Below are 16,802 nucleotides of genomic sequence, written 5' to 3'. Positions count from 1 at the left end.
CGTTGCGTGCTGGGCGGTCGTCAGAACCGCTCGTCGATGAATGCGAAGATCTCGTCGTCGTCGGCCGATTCGATGGTGTCGGCCACCGACTCCTCTGCCGTGTCCGCCGGATCGGTGGTGGTGCGCAGGTCGCCGGAGAGGTCGTTCCACAGTCCGGCCAGCGCGGCGAGGCGGTTGGCGATCTCCTTGCGGACGGTGTCGTCGGGCGCGACGGCGTCGATGCCCCGGGTACCGAGGGTGGCGAACGCCGCTTCCAGCTGGTCGAGCCGGCCGGTGAGCGAGAGGTCGCCGGCGGGCGCCGCCGGGCCGGCCGGTGCCAGCTTGGCCAGCAGGTGTCCGACGAGCGCCTCCAGGGTGGGGTGGTCGAAGACCAGGGTCGCCGGGAGGCGCAGTCCGGTGTCCGCGGCCAGCCTGTTGCGCATCTCCACGGCGGTGAGCGAGTCGAAGCCGAGCTCCTTGAACGCCCGGTCGACGGGCACTCCGTCGGGGTCGCCGTGTCCGAGGACGGTCGCGACGTGGGTGCGGACGGCGTCGGTGACGGCCCGGGCGTGCTCGTCGGCGGGGAGCCCGGTCAGGCGCTCGGCGAGCGTCCCTCCCGTGGCGGCCGGGCGGGCGGGCGTGGCCGACGCGCCGGAGCCGCCGGTCAGTTCGGTGAGGAACGGCGGGACGTTGCCCGAGGCGCGCAGCGCCGCGTGGTTGATCCTGATGGGGACCTGTACCGGGGCACCGGACTCCTGGGCGGCGTCGAACAGGGCGAGTCCCTCGGCCGCGGTGAGGGGCAGGATGCCGCCCCGGGCGAGCCGCCGGTGCATGTCGCCCTGGTCGAGGTGGCCCGCCATCCTGCTGTTGTCCGCCCACAGGCCCCAGGCCAGGGAGAGGCCGGGCAGGCCGCGTTCCCTGCGGTGGCCGGCGAAGGCGTCGAGGAAGCCGTTGGCCGCCGCGTAGCCGCCCTGTCCGGGGCTGCCGAAGAGGGCCGACGAGGAGGAGTAGAGGACGAAGGCCGACAGGTCGTGGTTCTGCGTGAGTTCGTGCAGGTTGAGGACGGCGTCCACCTTGGGGTGCAGGACGGTGTCCAGCATCCGCGGAGTGAGCGTGGGCACGGTCCCGTCGTCGAGGACGCCGGCGGTGTGGACGACGGCGGTCAGCGGGTGCCGCTCGGGGATGTCCCCGATGAGGGCGGCGAGTTGCTCCCGGTCGCCCGCGTCGCAGGCCCTGATGGTCACCTCGGCGCCCTGTGCCTCCAGTTCCGCGGCCAGCTCGGGCGCACCCTCGGCCGTGAGGCCGTTGCGGCCGGCCAGCACGATGTGGCGTACGCCGTGTTCGGTGACCAGGTGGCGGGCGACGGCGCTGCCGAGGGTGCCGGTGCCGCCCGTCACCAGGACGGTGCCGAAGGGGTCGTAGGCGGGCGGCATCGTCAGGACGAGCTTGCCGGTGTGGCGGGCCTGGCTGAGCGTGCGGAACGCCTCGGCGGCGTGCCGGACGTCGTAGGTGGTCAGGGGCAGGGGCCGCAGGGTGCCGGAGGCGAAGAGCTCCATCAGCTCGCCGAGCATCTCCCCGACCGTCTCCGGGCCGGCCTGGACCAGGTCGAACGCCCGGTATTCCGTGCCGGGTCGGTCGTCCGCGATCCGCCGGGGGTCGCGGACGTCGGCCTTGCCGAGCTCCAGGAAGTGGCCGCCGCGCGGCAGCAGGCGCAGGGACGCGTCGACGAACTCCCCGGCCAGGGAGTTGAGGACGATGTCCACGCCGCGGCCGCCGGTGGCTTCGAGGAACCGCTGCGCGAACTCGGTGGTACGGGAGTTGGCGATGGCGGAGTCGGGCAGGCCCAGGCCGCGCAGGGTGTCCCACTTGCCGGGGCTCGCGGTGGCGTACACGGTCAGGCCCAGGTGGCGGGCGAGTTGGAGGGCGGCCATGCCGACGCCGCCGGTGCCCGCGTGGACGAGCAGGGTTTGGCCCGCCGTGGCCCGGGCCAGCCGGGTCAGCGCGTAGTGGGCGGTCAGGAAGACGGCCGGTACGGACGCGGCCTGGGCGAAGGACCAGTCGCGGGGCATGCGGACGACCATGCGGTGGTCGGCGACGGCGTACGGGCCGAAGCCTCCGGTCCACATGCCCAGGACGCGGTCGCCGGGCTCCAGACCGGTCACGCCGGGGCCGGTCTCGGTGACCACGCCGGCGCCCTCCGCGCCCATGACGCCGTCGCCCGGGTACATGCCGAGGGCGATGAGCGTGTCGCGGAAGTTGAGGCCCGCGGCGCGTACGGCGATGCGCACCTGGCCCGGTTCCAGGGCCTCCCGGGTGTCCGGGGCGGGCACGAGGCGGAGGTCCTCCAGGGTGCCGGTGCCGGTGGTGCCCAGCCGCCAGGCGCGGCTGCCGGGCGGCGGTGCCAGGGTGTCGGCGGCGGGGGCGGCGGCACGGCGCAGCCTGGGGGCGCAGACGGTGCCGGCCCGGACGGCGACCTGGGGTTCGCCGGTGGCGAGGGCGGCTTCGAGGAGGGGTGCCGGGGTGGCGTCGGTGTCGGTGTCGAGGAGCACGATCCGGTCGGGTTCCTCGGACTGGGCGGAGCGGACCAGACCCCACACCGCCGCGGCGGCCGGGTCCTGGACGTGTTCGCCGGGGGCGGCGTCGACGGCTCCGCGGGTGACCAGGGCCAGGGTGGCGGCGCCGAGCCGCTCGCCGGCCACCAGCCAGCCCTGGAGGACGTCCAGGGCGCGGTGGGTCGCCTCGTGCACGGCGGCCGCGCCGAGCACGGGGGCCTGCGGGAAGGAGACCAGCACGGTGTCGGGGGCGTCGCCCGCCCCGGCCGCCTCGGCCAGGGCCTCGAAGCCGGGGTACCAGGTGCAGTCGGCGCCCGCGGCCTCCAGGGAGGCGGCGGCCTTGACGTGGTCTTCGCCGACGACGGCCCAGCGCCGGGCGGGGAGGGCGAGCGGCAGGGCGAGTTCGGGCCAGTGGACCTCGTACAGCGAGCCGTTGCGGCGGGCCTGCTGCCCGTTCGCCCCTGCGGCCAGTTGCTCTCCGGAGACCGGGCGGACGACCAGTTCGTCGACGACGAGGACCGGCCGTCCCTGTTCGTCGGTGCACACCACCCGGACCGCTTCGTCCCCGGTCGGCGCGATACTCACGCGCAATTGCCGGGCGCCCGCGGCGTACAGGCGCACGCCGCGTGCGGCGAACGGCATCCGGGCCTGCCCGTCCTCGGGGAAGAACCGGCCCAGGGCCATGGCCTGCAGGGCGGCGTCGAGGAGCACCGGGTGGACGCCGAACAGCCGTGCCGTGCCCTCGGCCTGGGCGGGCAGGGCGACCTCGGCGTGGACGGCCTCGCCGTCGTTCCAGCCCGCGCGGAACCCGCGGAACAGCGGGCCGTAGTGGTAGCCGCGGTCGGTGAACCGCTCGTAGAAGGAGGCGGGTTCGGCGCCCTCGGCCGGCTGTGCGGCGCCCTGCGGGGGCCATGCCGTGTACGGGGCGGGGGGCGCGGCCGTGTCGTCGGCGGGGGCGACGGTGCCCTCGGCGTGCCGGGCCCACGGGGACCGCGGCGGGGCGTCGGCGTCCCGGGAGTGCACGGTCAGGGTGCGCCGCCCGTCGTCGCCGGCGGCCCCGACGAGGAGGCGCAGTTCCACGCGTCCGTTGTCGGGCAGCACCAGGGGTGCCTGCAGGGTGAGTTCCTCCAGGCCGGGGCAGCCGTTCTGGGCACCGGCCCACAGGGCGAGGTCGACCAGGGCCGCGCCGGGCAGCAGGATCGTCCCCATCAGGGCGTGGTCGGCCAGCCAGGGCTGGCTGTCGGTGCACAGGCGGGCCGTGTAGACGACGGAGCCCGACTCGGGGAGCTCGACGCCGCCGCCGAGCAACGGGTGGTCGGCCTCCTGCAGGCCGATGGAGGAGACGTCGCCGCGCCGGGCCGGCGAGTTGTACCAGTAGCGCTCCCGCTGGAAGGGGTAGGTGGGCAGGTCGACCCGGCGGGAGTCGGCGCCGAAGAGGGCCTCCGCGTCGATCTCGGCACCGTTGACGTGGGCCATGCCCAGGGCGGCGGCGAACCAGCGGGCGCCGCCCTTGTCCCGCCGCAGGGTGCCCAGGACGGCGGCCTCCCGCCCGGTGTCGGCGATGGTCTCCTGGAGGGAGACGGCCAGCATGGGGTGCGGGCTCGTCTCCAGGAAGATCTCGTGACCGTCGGCGACCAGTGCACGCGTCGCCTGCTCCAGTTCGACGGGCTCGCGCATGTTGCGGTACCAGTAGTCGGCGTCCAGTCCGGCGGTGTCCAGCAGGCCGCCGGTGACGGTGGAGTAGAAGGGCACGGTGCCCGACTGCGGGGCGACCGGGGCCAGCACGTCCATCAGGCGTTCCTTGAGCGCGTCGACCTGCGCGGAGTGGCCCGCGGTGTCCACGCCGGGGATGGCCCGCGCGTGCACGCCGTCGGCGGTGAGTTCGTCGAGCAGTTCGCGCAGCGCCTCCACGTCGCCGGCGACGGCGGCCGTGCCGGGGCTGTTGACGGCCGCGACGGAGAGCCGGTCGCCGAACCGGACCAGGCGGGCCCGCAGTTCGGCGGGCGGCAGCGTGACGGCGATCATGCCGCCCTTGCCCGCCAGCGTCAGCCATGCCTGACTGCGCAGCGCCACGATCCGCGCCGCGTCGTCGAGGGAGAGCCCGCCCGCCACGTAGGCGGCGGCGATCTCGCCCTGCGAGTGCCCGACGACCGCCGCGGGATGGACGCCCAGGGAGCGCCACGTGGCCGCGAGGGAGACCATCATGGTGAACAGCACGGGCTGGACGACGTCGACCCGGCCGAGCGACGGTGCGCCGGGCTCCTGGCGGAGCACGTCCAGGACGGACCAGTCCAGGTAGGAACGCAGCGCCGTGTCGCACGCCTCGGCGGTCTCCCGGAAGGCCGGGGAACGGTCGAGGAGCCCTTCGGCCATGGCCGTCCACTGCGACCCCTGGCCGGGGAAGACGAAGACGACCCGGTCGCCGGGGCCGGCGGTGCCGCGGAGGACGGCGAGGTGCGAGCGGCCCTGGGCGAGGGAGTTGAGGGCGTCGAGCAGCTCCTCCCGGCTCTCGCCGATCACCGCTGCCCGGTGCTCGAACCGGGACCGCGCCGTGATCAGCGTGTAGCCGGCGTCCGCGGGGTGCATGCCCGGATGCTCGACGAGTCCGTCGCGCAACCGCGCGGCCTGCGCGAACAGCGCCGCCTCCGTGCGCGCGGACAGCAGCAGCGGAACGGTGACCTCCTCCCACCAGTCGGGGGTCTCCTCGGGCTCCGTCCCCGGCGTGGCGCCAACGGCCTCCGGCCCGGCCGGAAGCGGCGCCTCCTCGACGATGACGTGGGCGTTCGTACCGCTGATGCCGAACGCGGAGACGGCGGCGCGGCGCGGGGTCTCCCCGCCGTCCCACGCCACGGGCTCGGTGAGCAGGGCCACGGTGCCGGCGGACCAGTCCGTGCGGGGGGTGGGCGCGTCGACGTGCAGCGTGCGCGGCAGGACACCGTGCCGCAGCGCCAGCACCATCTTGATGACGCCGGCGACACCGGCGGCGGCCTGGGTGTGGCCGAGGTTGGACTTCACCGACCCCAACCACAGCGGCCGGTCCGGCGTACGGGCGCCGCCGTACGTGGCGATGAGGGCCTGCGCCTCGATGGGGTCGCCGAGTTCGGTGCCGGTGCCGTGCGCCTCGACGGCGTCGACCTCGTCCGTGCCCAGCCCGGCGTCGGCGAGCGCCTGGCGGATGACGCGCTGCTGGGAAGGGCCGTTGGGGGCGGTCAGGCCGTTGCTGGCACCGTCCTGGTTGACGGCCGAGCCACGGAGGACGGCCAGTACGGGATGGCCGTTGGCCTGGGCGTCCGAGAGCCGCTCGACGAGCAGCATGCCCGCGCCCTCGCCCAGGGAGACCCCGTCGGCGGAGGCGGCGAACGCCCTGGACCGGCCGGACGGGGACATGACGCGCTGGCGCGAGAACTCCACGAGCATCTCGGGCGTGGACATCACGGTCGCGCCGCCGACCAGCGCCATGCCGCACTCGCCGCGGCGGAGCGCCTGGATCGCCAGGTGCAGGGCGACCAGCGACGCGGAGCAGGCCGTGTCCACGGTGACCGCGGGTCCTTCGAGCCCGAAGACGTAGGAGAGCCGGCCGGACATCACACTGGCGGAGTTGCCGGTGCCCAGGTAACCGTCGAAGTCCTCCTCGCCGTTCTGCAACAGCTGCATGTAGTGCTGGCCGTTGGTGCCCACGAACACGCCGGTCCGGCTGCCGCGCAGCACCGTCGGATCGAAGCCGGCTCGCTCGCAGGCCTCCCAGGCGGTCTCCAGCAGCAGCCGCTGCTGCGGGTCCATGGCCAGCGCCTCGCGGGGCGAGATGCCGAAGAAGGCCGGGTCGAAGTCGGGCGCCTCGTGCAGGAAGCCGCCCTCGCGGACATAGGTGCGTCCCCTGGCGTCGGGGTCCGGGTCGTAGAGGCCCTCGGTGTCCCAGCCGCGGTTGGTGGGGAAGGCGGTGATGGCGTCGCCGCCGCGCTCCAGCATCTGCCACAGCTCGTCGGGGGTGTTGACGCCCCCGGGGAAGCGGCAGGCCATGGAGACGATGGCGATGGGTTCCCCGTCGCCGGCCGACGCCGTGGTGGCGAAGGCCTCGGCGTCGCGGTCCTCGGCGTCACCGGTGAGGGCCTCCCGCAGGTGTCGGGCCAGGGCGAGCGGGTTGGGGTGGTCGAACACCAGCGAGGCGTCGAGGGTCAGGCCGGTGGCCTCGGCGAGCCGCGTGCGCAGCTCGACCGCCGTCACCGAGCTGAAGCCCAGCTCGCGGAAGGCGCGTTCGGGCGCGACGTCCTCCAGCGACTCCTGCCCGAGGACGGCCGCGGCGTGCGAGCGCACCAGGCGCAGCAGCGTGCGCTGTTGCTCCTGCTCGGACGTGCCGCGCAGCGAGGCGGCCAGCGCCGAGCCCTCGGGAGTGCCGGGGGCGGCGGCGTGTTCGGCCTCGCGCAGCCGCCGCACCGCCGGCAGTTCGTCCAGCAGCGCGGAGGGCCGCACGGACGTGTAGGCGGGGACGAAGCGCTCCCAGTCGACGTCCGCGACGGCCACGTCGCTCTCCGCGCGCGCCGTCGCCCCCGCGAGCGCGTCCAGGGCCCGCTGGGGGTCGAGGAGCGACAGGCCGGTGCGGCGCAGCTGTTCGGCGACGGCCGCGGGAACGTCCGCGCCCCGCCAGGGGGTCCAGGCCACCGACGTGGCCGGCAGGCCCCGGGCCCGGCGGCGGGCGACCAGCGCGTCCAGGCCGGCGGTGCCGGCGGCGTACCCGCCCTGCCGGGCCCCGCCCCACACCCCGGAGACGGACGAGAAGACCACGAACGCGTCGAGGGCGGTGCCCTCCAACAGCGCGTCGAGCCGGGTCCCGAGGTCGGTCTTGGCGGTGACGGCGGCGGCGAAGCACTCGATGGTGGTCTCGGTGAGCGCCGCAAGGGGCGCGGGGGGCGGAGCGATGTACACGGCGGCGGGCACGGTCGTGGCGAGCAGTTCGCGCAGCGCCTCGTCGTCGGCGAGGTCGCACGGGACCAGGGTGATCCGGTCGGCGACATCGGCCGGTTCGCCTCCGACGACTCCCGTCGTGAGACCGCCGGTCAGACCGGCGAGGGTGACGTGCTCGGCGCCGTCCGCCAGCAGCCGGCGCGCCAACGGGCCCGCCACACCGGCGATGTCACCGACGACGAGCACCGTGCCCCGGACCCGGACGGCCTCGGGCCGCCGGCTCCCGGCGGTCGCGAGGGCGAGGCGGCGTCCGTACGTACCGGAGGCGCGCACCGCCACCTGGTCCTCGGGCCCCTCGGCGGCCAGGGCGGCCGCGAGGTGCCGGAACGACCGCTCGTCCGCCGCCTGCGGCAGGTCGGCCAGGCCGCCCCAGCAGTGCGGGAACTCCAGGGCGGCGACGCGGCCGAACCCCCAGACCTGGGCCTGGTCGACCGACGGCGTCTCGCCGGGGGACACGGAGACCGCGCCCCGGGTGACGGTCCACAGCCGGGCCTCGATGCCCGCGTCACCCGCCGCCTGGACCAGGGCCAGGGACGCCGCGAGGCCGAGCGGCACCGCCGGGTGGTCGGGGTGGCCGCCCTCGGCGAACGCGAGCAGGGACAGGACACCGCGCAGCGGCCCGGCGTCCGCCCGGCCGGCCGCCTCGGCGAGGTACGCGCACAGCCGCGAACGCTCGGCGTCGACGGGCGTGACGGCCAGCACCTCGACCTCCGCACCCCGGTCGGCCAGGGCCTGACGGATGTGCTCCTCGGTCCCGGTGCCGGCGAGCGGCGTGGGGAGAACGACCAGCCAACGCCCGGACAGACGCTTGCTGGTGTCCGTCAGCCCCAGGCTCTTCCACGTCACCTGGTACACCGAATCGGTCTCGGTGGCCGTGCGGCCGGCGGCTGAGGTGTCGTTCGAGACCGGTGGGGCGGACTCGATCCAGTAGTGCTTGCGTTGGAAGGCGTAGGTGGGCAGATCGATTTGACGGGCGCCCGAACCGTCGTAGAGGGCGGTCCAGTCGATGTCCACGCCGTGGACGAAGGCCTCGGCGGCGGAGGCCAGGAAGCGCTCCAGGCCTCCCTCGTCGCGGCGGAGCGAGCCGGTGGTGACGGCTTCGGTGCCGGCGACGTCGGCGGTCTCCTGGATGCCCATCACCAGGACGGGGTGAGCGGAGGACTCGATGAACGTACCGAAACCCTTACCGAGGAGGGTGCGAATCGTTTCCTCGAAACGGACCGGGAGGCGGAGGTTGCGGTACCAGTAGGACGCGTCCAACGCTGTGGTGTCGAGAACATCGCCGGTGACGGTCGAGTAGAACGGCACCCGGCTGGGCTGCGGGCGCACCGCTGCCAGAGCACCCAGGAGTTCAGCTTCGATGCGCTCGACGTGGGCGGAGTGTGAGGCGTAGTCCACCGGGACCTGACGGGCCCGGACACCCTCGGCCTCACATGCAGCCACGAAACCCACGACCGCATCCGCATCACCGGAAACGACCGTGGAGCGCGGACCGTTCACTGCGGCAACACCCAACCCCGGCCACCCCGTCAAACGCTCCTCAACGTCCCCCAACGGGAGGGAGATCGAGGCCATGCCGCCCAGGCCGGCCAGCTCGCGGCCGATCACCTGGGCACGCAGCGCCACCACCCGCGCGCCGTCCTCCAACGACAGTGCGCCCGCCACGACAGCAGCGGCGATCTCACCCTGTGAGTGACCCACGACCGCATCGGGCACCACGCCCAGCGACTCCCACACCGCCGCCAGCGACACCATCACCGCCCACGTCACCGGCTGCACCACATCAACGCGGTCAAGAGCGCCGCCCCCGCGAACAACCTCCACCACATCGAAATCAACCAACGGCGCCAGCGCATCCGCACACTCACCCAACCGCCGCGCGAAGACGGGCGAGGACTCCAACAGCCCCGCACCCATCCCCACCCACTGCGTCCCCTGCCCCGGAAACACCAGCACCCGACGACCCGCCGCAGACGAGACACGACCACCGACCACACCAGCCGCCACGTCCTCACCCAACCGGGACAACAACTCACCCCGGTCACCGGCCAGAACCACCGCCCGGTGCTCGAACACCGAACGCCCCACCGCCAGCGAGTAACCCACATCCGCGAGGGTCAGCTCTTCCGCACGCTCGACCAGCGACCGCAGGCGATCCCGCTGCCCCTGCAACGCCGCAGCAGACACCCCGGACAACACCACCGGAACCACCGGCAGTTCACGCCCCGCCGACTCAGCCTCAGCAGCAACCTCAGGCGCCTGCTCCACAATCACATGCGCATTCGTCCCACTCACACCGAAAGCCGACACCGCCGCACGACGAGGCCGGCCCACCTCCGGCCACACCACCTGCTCCGTCAACAACGACACCGCACCCGACGACCAGTCCACATGCGACGAAGGCCGGTCCACATGCAACGTCCGCGGCAACACACCACGCTCAAGCGCCATCACCATCTTGATGACACCACCCACACCCGCAGCAGCCTGGCTGTGCCCGATATTCGACTTCAACGACCCCAACCACAACGGCCGCTCAGCAGAACGCCCCTGACCATAAGTCGCCAACAACGCCTGCGCCTCGATCGGATCACCCAGCGTCGTCCCCGTCCCATGCCCCTCCACCACGTCGACCTGGTCGGACGCCAGACCGCCGTTGGCCAGTGCGGCACGGATGACACGTTGCTGGGACGGACCGCTCGGCGCCGTCAGGCCGTTGCTGGCGCCGTCCTGGTTCACCGCCGAACCACGCACCACCGCCAGCACCTGATGCCCGTTGCGCACCGCATCCGACAACCGCTCGACAAGGAGCATGCCCGCGCCCTCGGCCCATGCGGTGCCGTCGGCTGCATCCGCAAATGCCTTGCAGCGGCCGTCGGGTGCAAGCCCCCGCTGCTGCGAGAACCCCACGAAGGAGGCGGGGGTGGCCATGACGGTGACGCCGCCGGCCAGCGCGAGGTCGCACTCCCCCTGACGCAACGACTGCGCCGCCAGGTGCAGCGCCACCAACGACGACGAACACGCCGTGTCCACCGACACCGACGGCCCCTCCAAGCCCAGCGCATAGGAGATCCGGCCCGACACCACGCTGCCCGAGGTACCGGTGCCGAGGAAGCCGCCGGCCTCGTCCGCGGAGGAGGGGTGGTCGGTTCCGTAGTCGTGATACATCACACCGGCGTAGACGCCGGTTCGTGAACCGCGGAGGGTGTGCGGGTCGATCCCGGCGCGTTCCAGCGCCTCCCACGACGTCTCCAGCAACAACCGCTGCTGCGGATCCATCGCCACCGCCTCACGCGGCGAAATACCGAAAAACTCCGCATCGAACTCACCCGCACCATGAAGGAAACCACCCTCACGCACATACGACCGACCCACACGACCCGGATCCGGATCGAACAGACCCGCCACATCCCACCCACGATCAGACGGAAACGGCGACACCGCATCCCCACCCGACACCACCAAATCCCACAAACCCTCAGGCGAAACCACCCCACCCGGAAAACGGCACGCCATCCCCACGATCGCGACCGGGTCGTTGCCGCGTTCCTCGGCGGCGCGCAGCCGTTCGCGGGTCTCGTGGAGGTCCGCCATGGCGCGCCGGAGGTAGTCGCGGAGTTTGTCTTCGTTGCTCGTGTTGCCGACGGCAGGTGTGATGTTGCTGCCCGTGGTGTCGTTGGCGGACACAGCTCCCCCTTGGAGATGTCGGTACTGAGTGGTTCGTCAGGCGGAGTGGAACCCGGTGTCGAAGAGTTCGAACAGCTCGTCGTCCGAGGCTGATCGGAGTCGTGCGGTCACGTCCTCGCCGGTCGGGGCGCCGGGGTCGGCGGCCGTCGGCGGTACGGCGTCGTCGTGGTTGACAGGCGGTACGGCGGAGGTCGTCAGGCCGGCGAGGATCTCGTGCAGTCGGCGGGCGACGGTGTCGCCGAGGTCCTGGTCGCCGGTCGTCTGTGCGGTGGCTTCGGCGAGTTGGTCCAGCAGGGCGTGGACGGCCGCTTCGGCGCCCGGGAGGGCGTCGTCGATGTGGTCGGCCAGTGCCTGCGGGGTCGGGTGGTCGAAGACCAGCGTCGCGGGCAGGCGCAGCCCGGTCTCGGCGGAGAGCCGGTTGCGCAGTTCGACGGCGGTGAGCGAGTCGAATCCCGCTTCTTTGAAGGTGCGTCCGGGCTGGACGTCCGCCGGGCCGCGGTAGCCGAGGACCGCGGCGACGTGTCCGCGGACCATGTCGAGGATCAGCGTGCCGCGCTCGGAGCGGTGTGCCCCGGTCAGCCGTTCGGCGAGAGTGGCCGGCTTCGGGCGGGCGTCGTCGGGGCCGGCCGGGGCGGCGGGTGCCGGCGTGCCGGTGGCCCGGCCGAGCGGACCGGGCGCGTCCCGGCGCATGGGGACGAGGTGGGCGTCGTCGTGGGCGCAGGCGGCGTCGAAGAGTTCCAGTGCCTCGTCCCGGCCGAGGGGTGCGATGCCCGAGCGGCGCAGCCGTGCGGCGTCGCGGTCCTCCAGGCCCCCGGCCATGCCGTCGCCGTCCCAGGGGCCCCAGCCCAGCGACAGTGCGGGCAGGCCTTGGGCGCGGCGCCAGGAGGCGAACGCGTCGAGGTGGGCGTTGGCCGCGGCGTAGGTGGACTGTCCGGCGCTGCCGAGGACTCCGGCCGCGGACGAGAACAGGACGAAGGCCTTCAGGTCCAGGTCGCGGGTCAGTTCGTGCAGCGCGCGCACGGCGTCGGTCTTGGGCCGCAGGACGGTGTCGAGGCGCTCGGGGGTCTGGGCGCCGATGACGCCGTCGTCGAGCACTCCCGCGGTGTGCACGATCGCGGTGAGGGGACGGTCGGCGGGGATGCGGGCCAGGAGGGCGGCCAGTGCTTCGCGGTCGGCGGCGTCGCAGGCCGCGAACTCGGCGGTGGCGCCCGCCTCGGCGAGTTCTGCGGCCAGGTGTGCTGCCGCCGGGGCGGCTGCGCCGTGCCTGCTGGTCAGCAGCAGGTGCCGGGCGCCGTGCCGGCGGGCCAGGTGGAGTGCGACGGCGCTGCCGAGGCTTCCGGTGCCGCCGGTGACGAGGACGGTGCCGGTGTCGCCGGCGGTCCAGGGGGCGGGCCGCTCCTGCGGGGCGGTCCGGGCGCGGGTCAGCGCGGGGGTGTGCAGTACGCCTGTGCGCACGGCGAGTTGGTCCGCGCCGGCGGCCACCGCGGCGGGCAGGGCCCGGTGGGAGTCCGGGGAGTCGTCGACGTCGACGAGTGCGAACCGGCCGGGGTGTTCGTTCTGCGCGGAGCGCAGGAGTCCCCAGACCGAGGCGGCGGCCGGGTCGGCCGCGCCGTCGCCGGTGTCCACGGCTCCTCGGGTGAGGAAGGTGAGGCGGGCGCCGGTGAAGTGCTCGTCGGCGAGCCACTGTTGGGCCAGGGCCAGGGCGCGCCCGGTGATCTCGCGCGGGTCGTCGGCGGCCCCGGCGCCGGCGGGCCGGCGGAGGTCGGCCAGCACGGGCCCGGCGTCCCCGTCGTCCGTCCACGAGGAGGCGAGGGCGGAGAGGTCGGTGTGGTGCCGTGCCGGTCCGGCGGACAGGGCCGGGTCCGGGGTGCCGATGACATGCCAGGGGTGCGCCGCGGCGGTTGTCGGGGCGGCGTCGAGGGGCGACCAGGTGAGCCGGTGCAGGGGCAGTCCGTCGCGGGCCGCCGCCGCGATGCGGTCGGTGGCGGGTGCGCGCAGGGCCAGGGAGCCTGCGCTGAGGACGGGGCGGCCCGCACCGTCGGCCGCCGTCACCGTGACGGCGTGCGCGCCGGCCGGGGACGGGGAGATCCGTACCCGCAGGGTCCGGGCTCCCGCGGTGTGCAGGGTCACGTCGTTCCAGGAGAACGGCAGGAGGCCGTGGGCACCGTCGCGGGTGAGGGCGACGGCGTGGAGCGCGGCGTCCAGGAGGGCGGGGTGCAGTCCGTAGTGCGCGGCGTCGGCGGCGTGGGCGTCGGGGAGTTCGACGTCGGCGAACACCTCGTCGCCCCGCCGCCAGGCGGCGTGCAGTCCTTGGAAGGCGGGCCCGTAGCCGATGCCGGCGGCGGCGAAGCGCGCGTACTCGCCCTCGGTGCCGAGGGGTTCGGCGCCCTCGGGCGGCCAGGTCCCGGTGAAGTCCGGGGCGTCGCCGGCAGGGCCGGGGGCGGCCCTTCCGTGGGCGTGCAGGGTCCAGGTGTCGTCTCCGGGGGCGTCCGTGGCCGGGGCGGAGTGGATGCGCAGCGGCCGGGTGCCGTCGTCGCCCGGCGTGCCGAGGTGGACGTGCAACCGTACGGGTCCGTCGGCGGGGAGGACGAGGGGGGATGCGAAGGTCAGCTCGGCCACGGGGCCGCCGGCGGCGTGCAGGGCGAGGTCCAGCAGGGCGGTGCCGGGGACGACGGCGTGCCCGGCCACCGTGTGCTCGGCGAGCCACGGGTGGGTGCGGGTGCCGAGGGTGCCCGTCCACAGTGCGCCGCCCCCGTCGGGGAGGTCGACTACGGCGCTCAGCAGCGGGTGCCGTGCGGGGCCGAGCCCGGCGGCGGCCAGGTCGCCCGTGGGTACGGGGGCGTCGAGCCAGTAACGGGTGCGCCGGAAGGGGTAGGTGGGCAGTTCCGCGGCGAGGCCGGGGGCGACGGTCCGCGGGGCCAGGTCGACGGGGGCGCCGTGGACGTACGCCGTGGCCATGGCCTCGGCGAAGACGGCCGTCTCGGGGCGGCCGCGGCGCAGCACGGGCACGGCCAGCACGCCGGTGTCGGCGGTGCCGTCCAGGGAGGTGCGGGTCATGGCGGTCAGGACGGCGTCGGGGCCGAGTTCGACGAAGGTGTCGATGCCGTCCGCGCGCAGTGCACGGACGCCGTCGTGGAAGCGCACCGTCTCCCGGGCATGCCGGACCCAGTGGTCGGCAGTGCTCAGGGCGCTGCCGTCGGTGAGTGCGCCGGCGAGGTTCGACATGACTGGGATCCTCGGTTCCCGGTAGCCGATCCCGCGAGCGATCTTTTCGAACTGTGTCAACATGCCGTCCATGTGCGGCGAATGGAAGGCGTGACTGACCGTCAGCCGCTTGGTGTCCCGGCCGCGTTCCCGCCAGGCGGCGGCCAGTTCCAGTACTGCCGGCTCGTCGCCCGCGATCACCACGGCGGCGGGCCCGTTGACGGCGGCCAGGCTCAGCTCGTGCTCGCGGCCGGCCAGGTGCGGCGCGATCTCCTCGGCGCTCGCCTGGAGGGCCGCCATCGCCCCGCCGGGCGGGAGGTCCGCCATGAGCCGGCCGCGCGCGGCGACGAGCCGGGCTGCGTCGGCGAGGTCGAGGACGCCGGCGACGTGGGCGGCGGTGATCTCGCCGACGGAGTGGCCCATGACGGCCTCGGCCTGCAGGCCCTGGGCGGTGGCGAGGCGGTGGAGCGCGACCCCGAGGGCGAACAGCGCGGGCTGGGTGTAGTCGGTGCGGTCCAGCAGCGCGGCGTGCTCCGTGCCGGGCCCGGCGAACATCACCTCGCGCAGCGAGGGCTCCTCCGGCAGGTGCGGGTCGAGCGCCTCCCATGCCTCCTCCAGGGCGCGGGCGAACACAGGGTGCCGGGCGTACAGTTCCCGTCCCGTTCCGGGGCGCTGGCTGCCCTGGCCGGTGAACAGGAACGCGGTGCGGCGGCCTTCGGCCGCCTCGCCCGTGACCAACTGCGGTGCGGGGGCGTCCTGCTGCTGCCCGTCCGGCGCCGTGTCCGGCCCGTCGGCCAGCACGGCCAGCCCGCGCAGCAGCGCGTCGCGTCCTTCGCCCAGCACGACGGCGCGGCGGGGGAAGGCGGTGCGGCCGTGTGCGAGGACGCCCGCCACGGCCTCCGGTTCCGCCCGGTGGTCGCGCAGGACGGTGTGCAGACTGCGGGCCCGCTCCCGCAGCGCGTCGTCGTCCTTCGCGGAGAGCACCCAGGCGGTGCCGTCCGACGTCCGTTCCCCGTCGTGCCGTTCCGCGGCCGGCCCGGGCCGGGGCGGGGTCTCCAGGATCAGGTGCGCGTTGGTGCCGCTCGCCCCGAAGGCGGATATCCCGGCCCGCCGCGGCTCCCCTTCTTCCCGAACGGGCCACGTACGGCGGTCGGTGAGCAGGGACACGGCGCCGGACGACCAGTCGACGTGGGACGTCGGTTCGTCCGCGTGCAGCGTCTTCGGCAGCACGCCGTGTTCGAGGGCGAGCACCATCTTGATGACCCCGCCCACACCGGCGGCGGCCTGGGTGTGCCCGATGTTCGACTTCAGCGACCCCAGCCACAGCGGCCGCCCGGCGGGCCGGCCCTGCCCGTACGTCGCGAGCAGCGCCTCGGCCTCGATGGGGTCGCCGAGCGAGGTGCCCGTGCCGTGCGCCTCGACGGCGTCGACCTGGTCGGGGGTGAGGCCGGCGTTCTTCAGCGCGGCGCGGATCACCCGCTGCTGGGCGGGGCTGTTGGGCGCGGTCAGGCCGTTGCCGGCACCGTCCTGGTTGACGGCCGAGCCCCGGATGACGGCGAGCACGCGACGGCCGTCGCGACGTGCGTCCGACAGCCGCTGCAGGAGCAGGAGCCCGACGCCCTCGCCGAAGCCCGTGCCGTCGGCCGCGGCGGAGAACGCCTTGCAGCGGCCGTCGGCGGACAGCCCGCGCTGCCGGGCGAAGTCGACGAGCATCGTCGGCGTGGACAGCACGGTGGCACCGCCGGCCAGCGCCAAGTCGCACTCGCCCTGGCGCAGCGCCTGGACGGCCAGGTGCAGGGCCACCAGCGACGAGGAGCACGCCGTGTCGACCGTCAGGGCGGGACCGCGCAGCCCGAAGGTGTAGGAGATCCGGCCGGAGGCGACGCTGCCGGCGCTGCCGTTGACGAGGTAGCCCTCCAGGTCCGCGGGGATGCTTCCCGCCGGGTGGTGCGGCAGCCGTGCCCCGTAGTCGTCGTACATGACGCCCGCGTAGACGCCGGTGCGGGTGCCGCGCACGGCGTCCAGCGGCAGGCCGGCCCGTTCGAACGCCTCCCAGGCGGTCTCCAGCAGCAGCCGCTGCTGCGGGTCCATGGCCAGCGCCTCGCGCGGCGAGATCCCGAAGAACTCCGGGTCGAAATCGGCGCATTCATTCAGGAACCCGCCCTGGCGCGCGTAGCTGGTCCCGGGGGTGCCGGGGTCCGGGTCGTACAGCGCGTCGAGGTCCCAGCCGCGGTCGTCCGGCAGGCCGGACACCGCGTCGGTCCCCGAGTCCAGCAACTGCCACAGCTTCTCGGGCGTGTCGGCGCCTCCGGGCATCCTGCAGCTCATCGACACGATCGCGATGGGCTCACGGGCCGCCTCCTGGACGGCCTGCAACTGCCCTCGGACGGTGACGAGCTCTGCCGTGACCCGCTTGAGGTA

The 16,802-nt window shown here is 74.4% G+C and carries 1 protein-coding gene and 1 pseudogene; both read right to left on the bottom strand.

Annotation, left to right across the window (positions count from 1 at the left end; translation table 11 throughout):
• Nucleotides 1–20: 20 nt before the first annotated feature.
• The gene (locus ACLHRZ_RS10870; protein WP_490418120.1) at nt 21–11,177 is read right to left on the bottom strand and encodes an SDR family NAD(P)-dependent oxidoreductase; all 11,157 of its coding nucleotides are present in this window, start codon (nt 11,175–11,177) and stop codon (nt 21–23) included.
• A 36-nt stretch (nt 11,178–11,213) separates the two neighbouring features.
• Nucleotides 11,214–16,787, bottom strand: a pseudogene (locus ACLHRZ_RS10865) (type I polyketide synthase); the annotation flags it as partial.
• Nucleotides 16,788–16,802 lie beyond the last annotated feature (15 nt).

This window comes from Streptomyces sp. AM25, assembly GCF_058146165.1.
The sequence above is the reverse complement of the archived record's forward strand: the minus strand, read 5'-3'. Positions and strand labels throughout refer to the sequence as shown.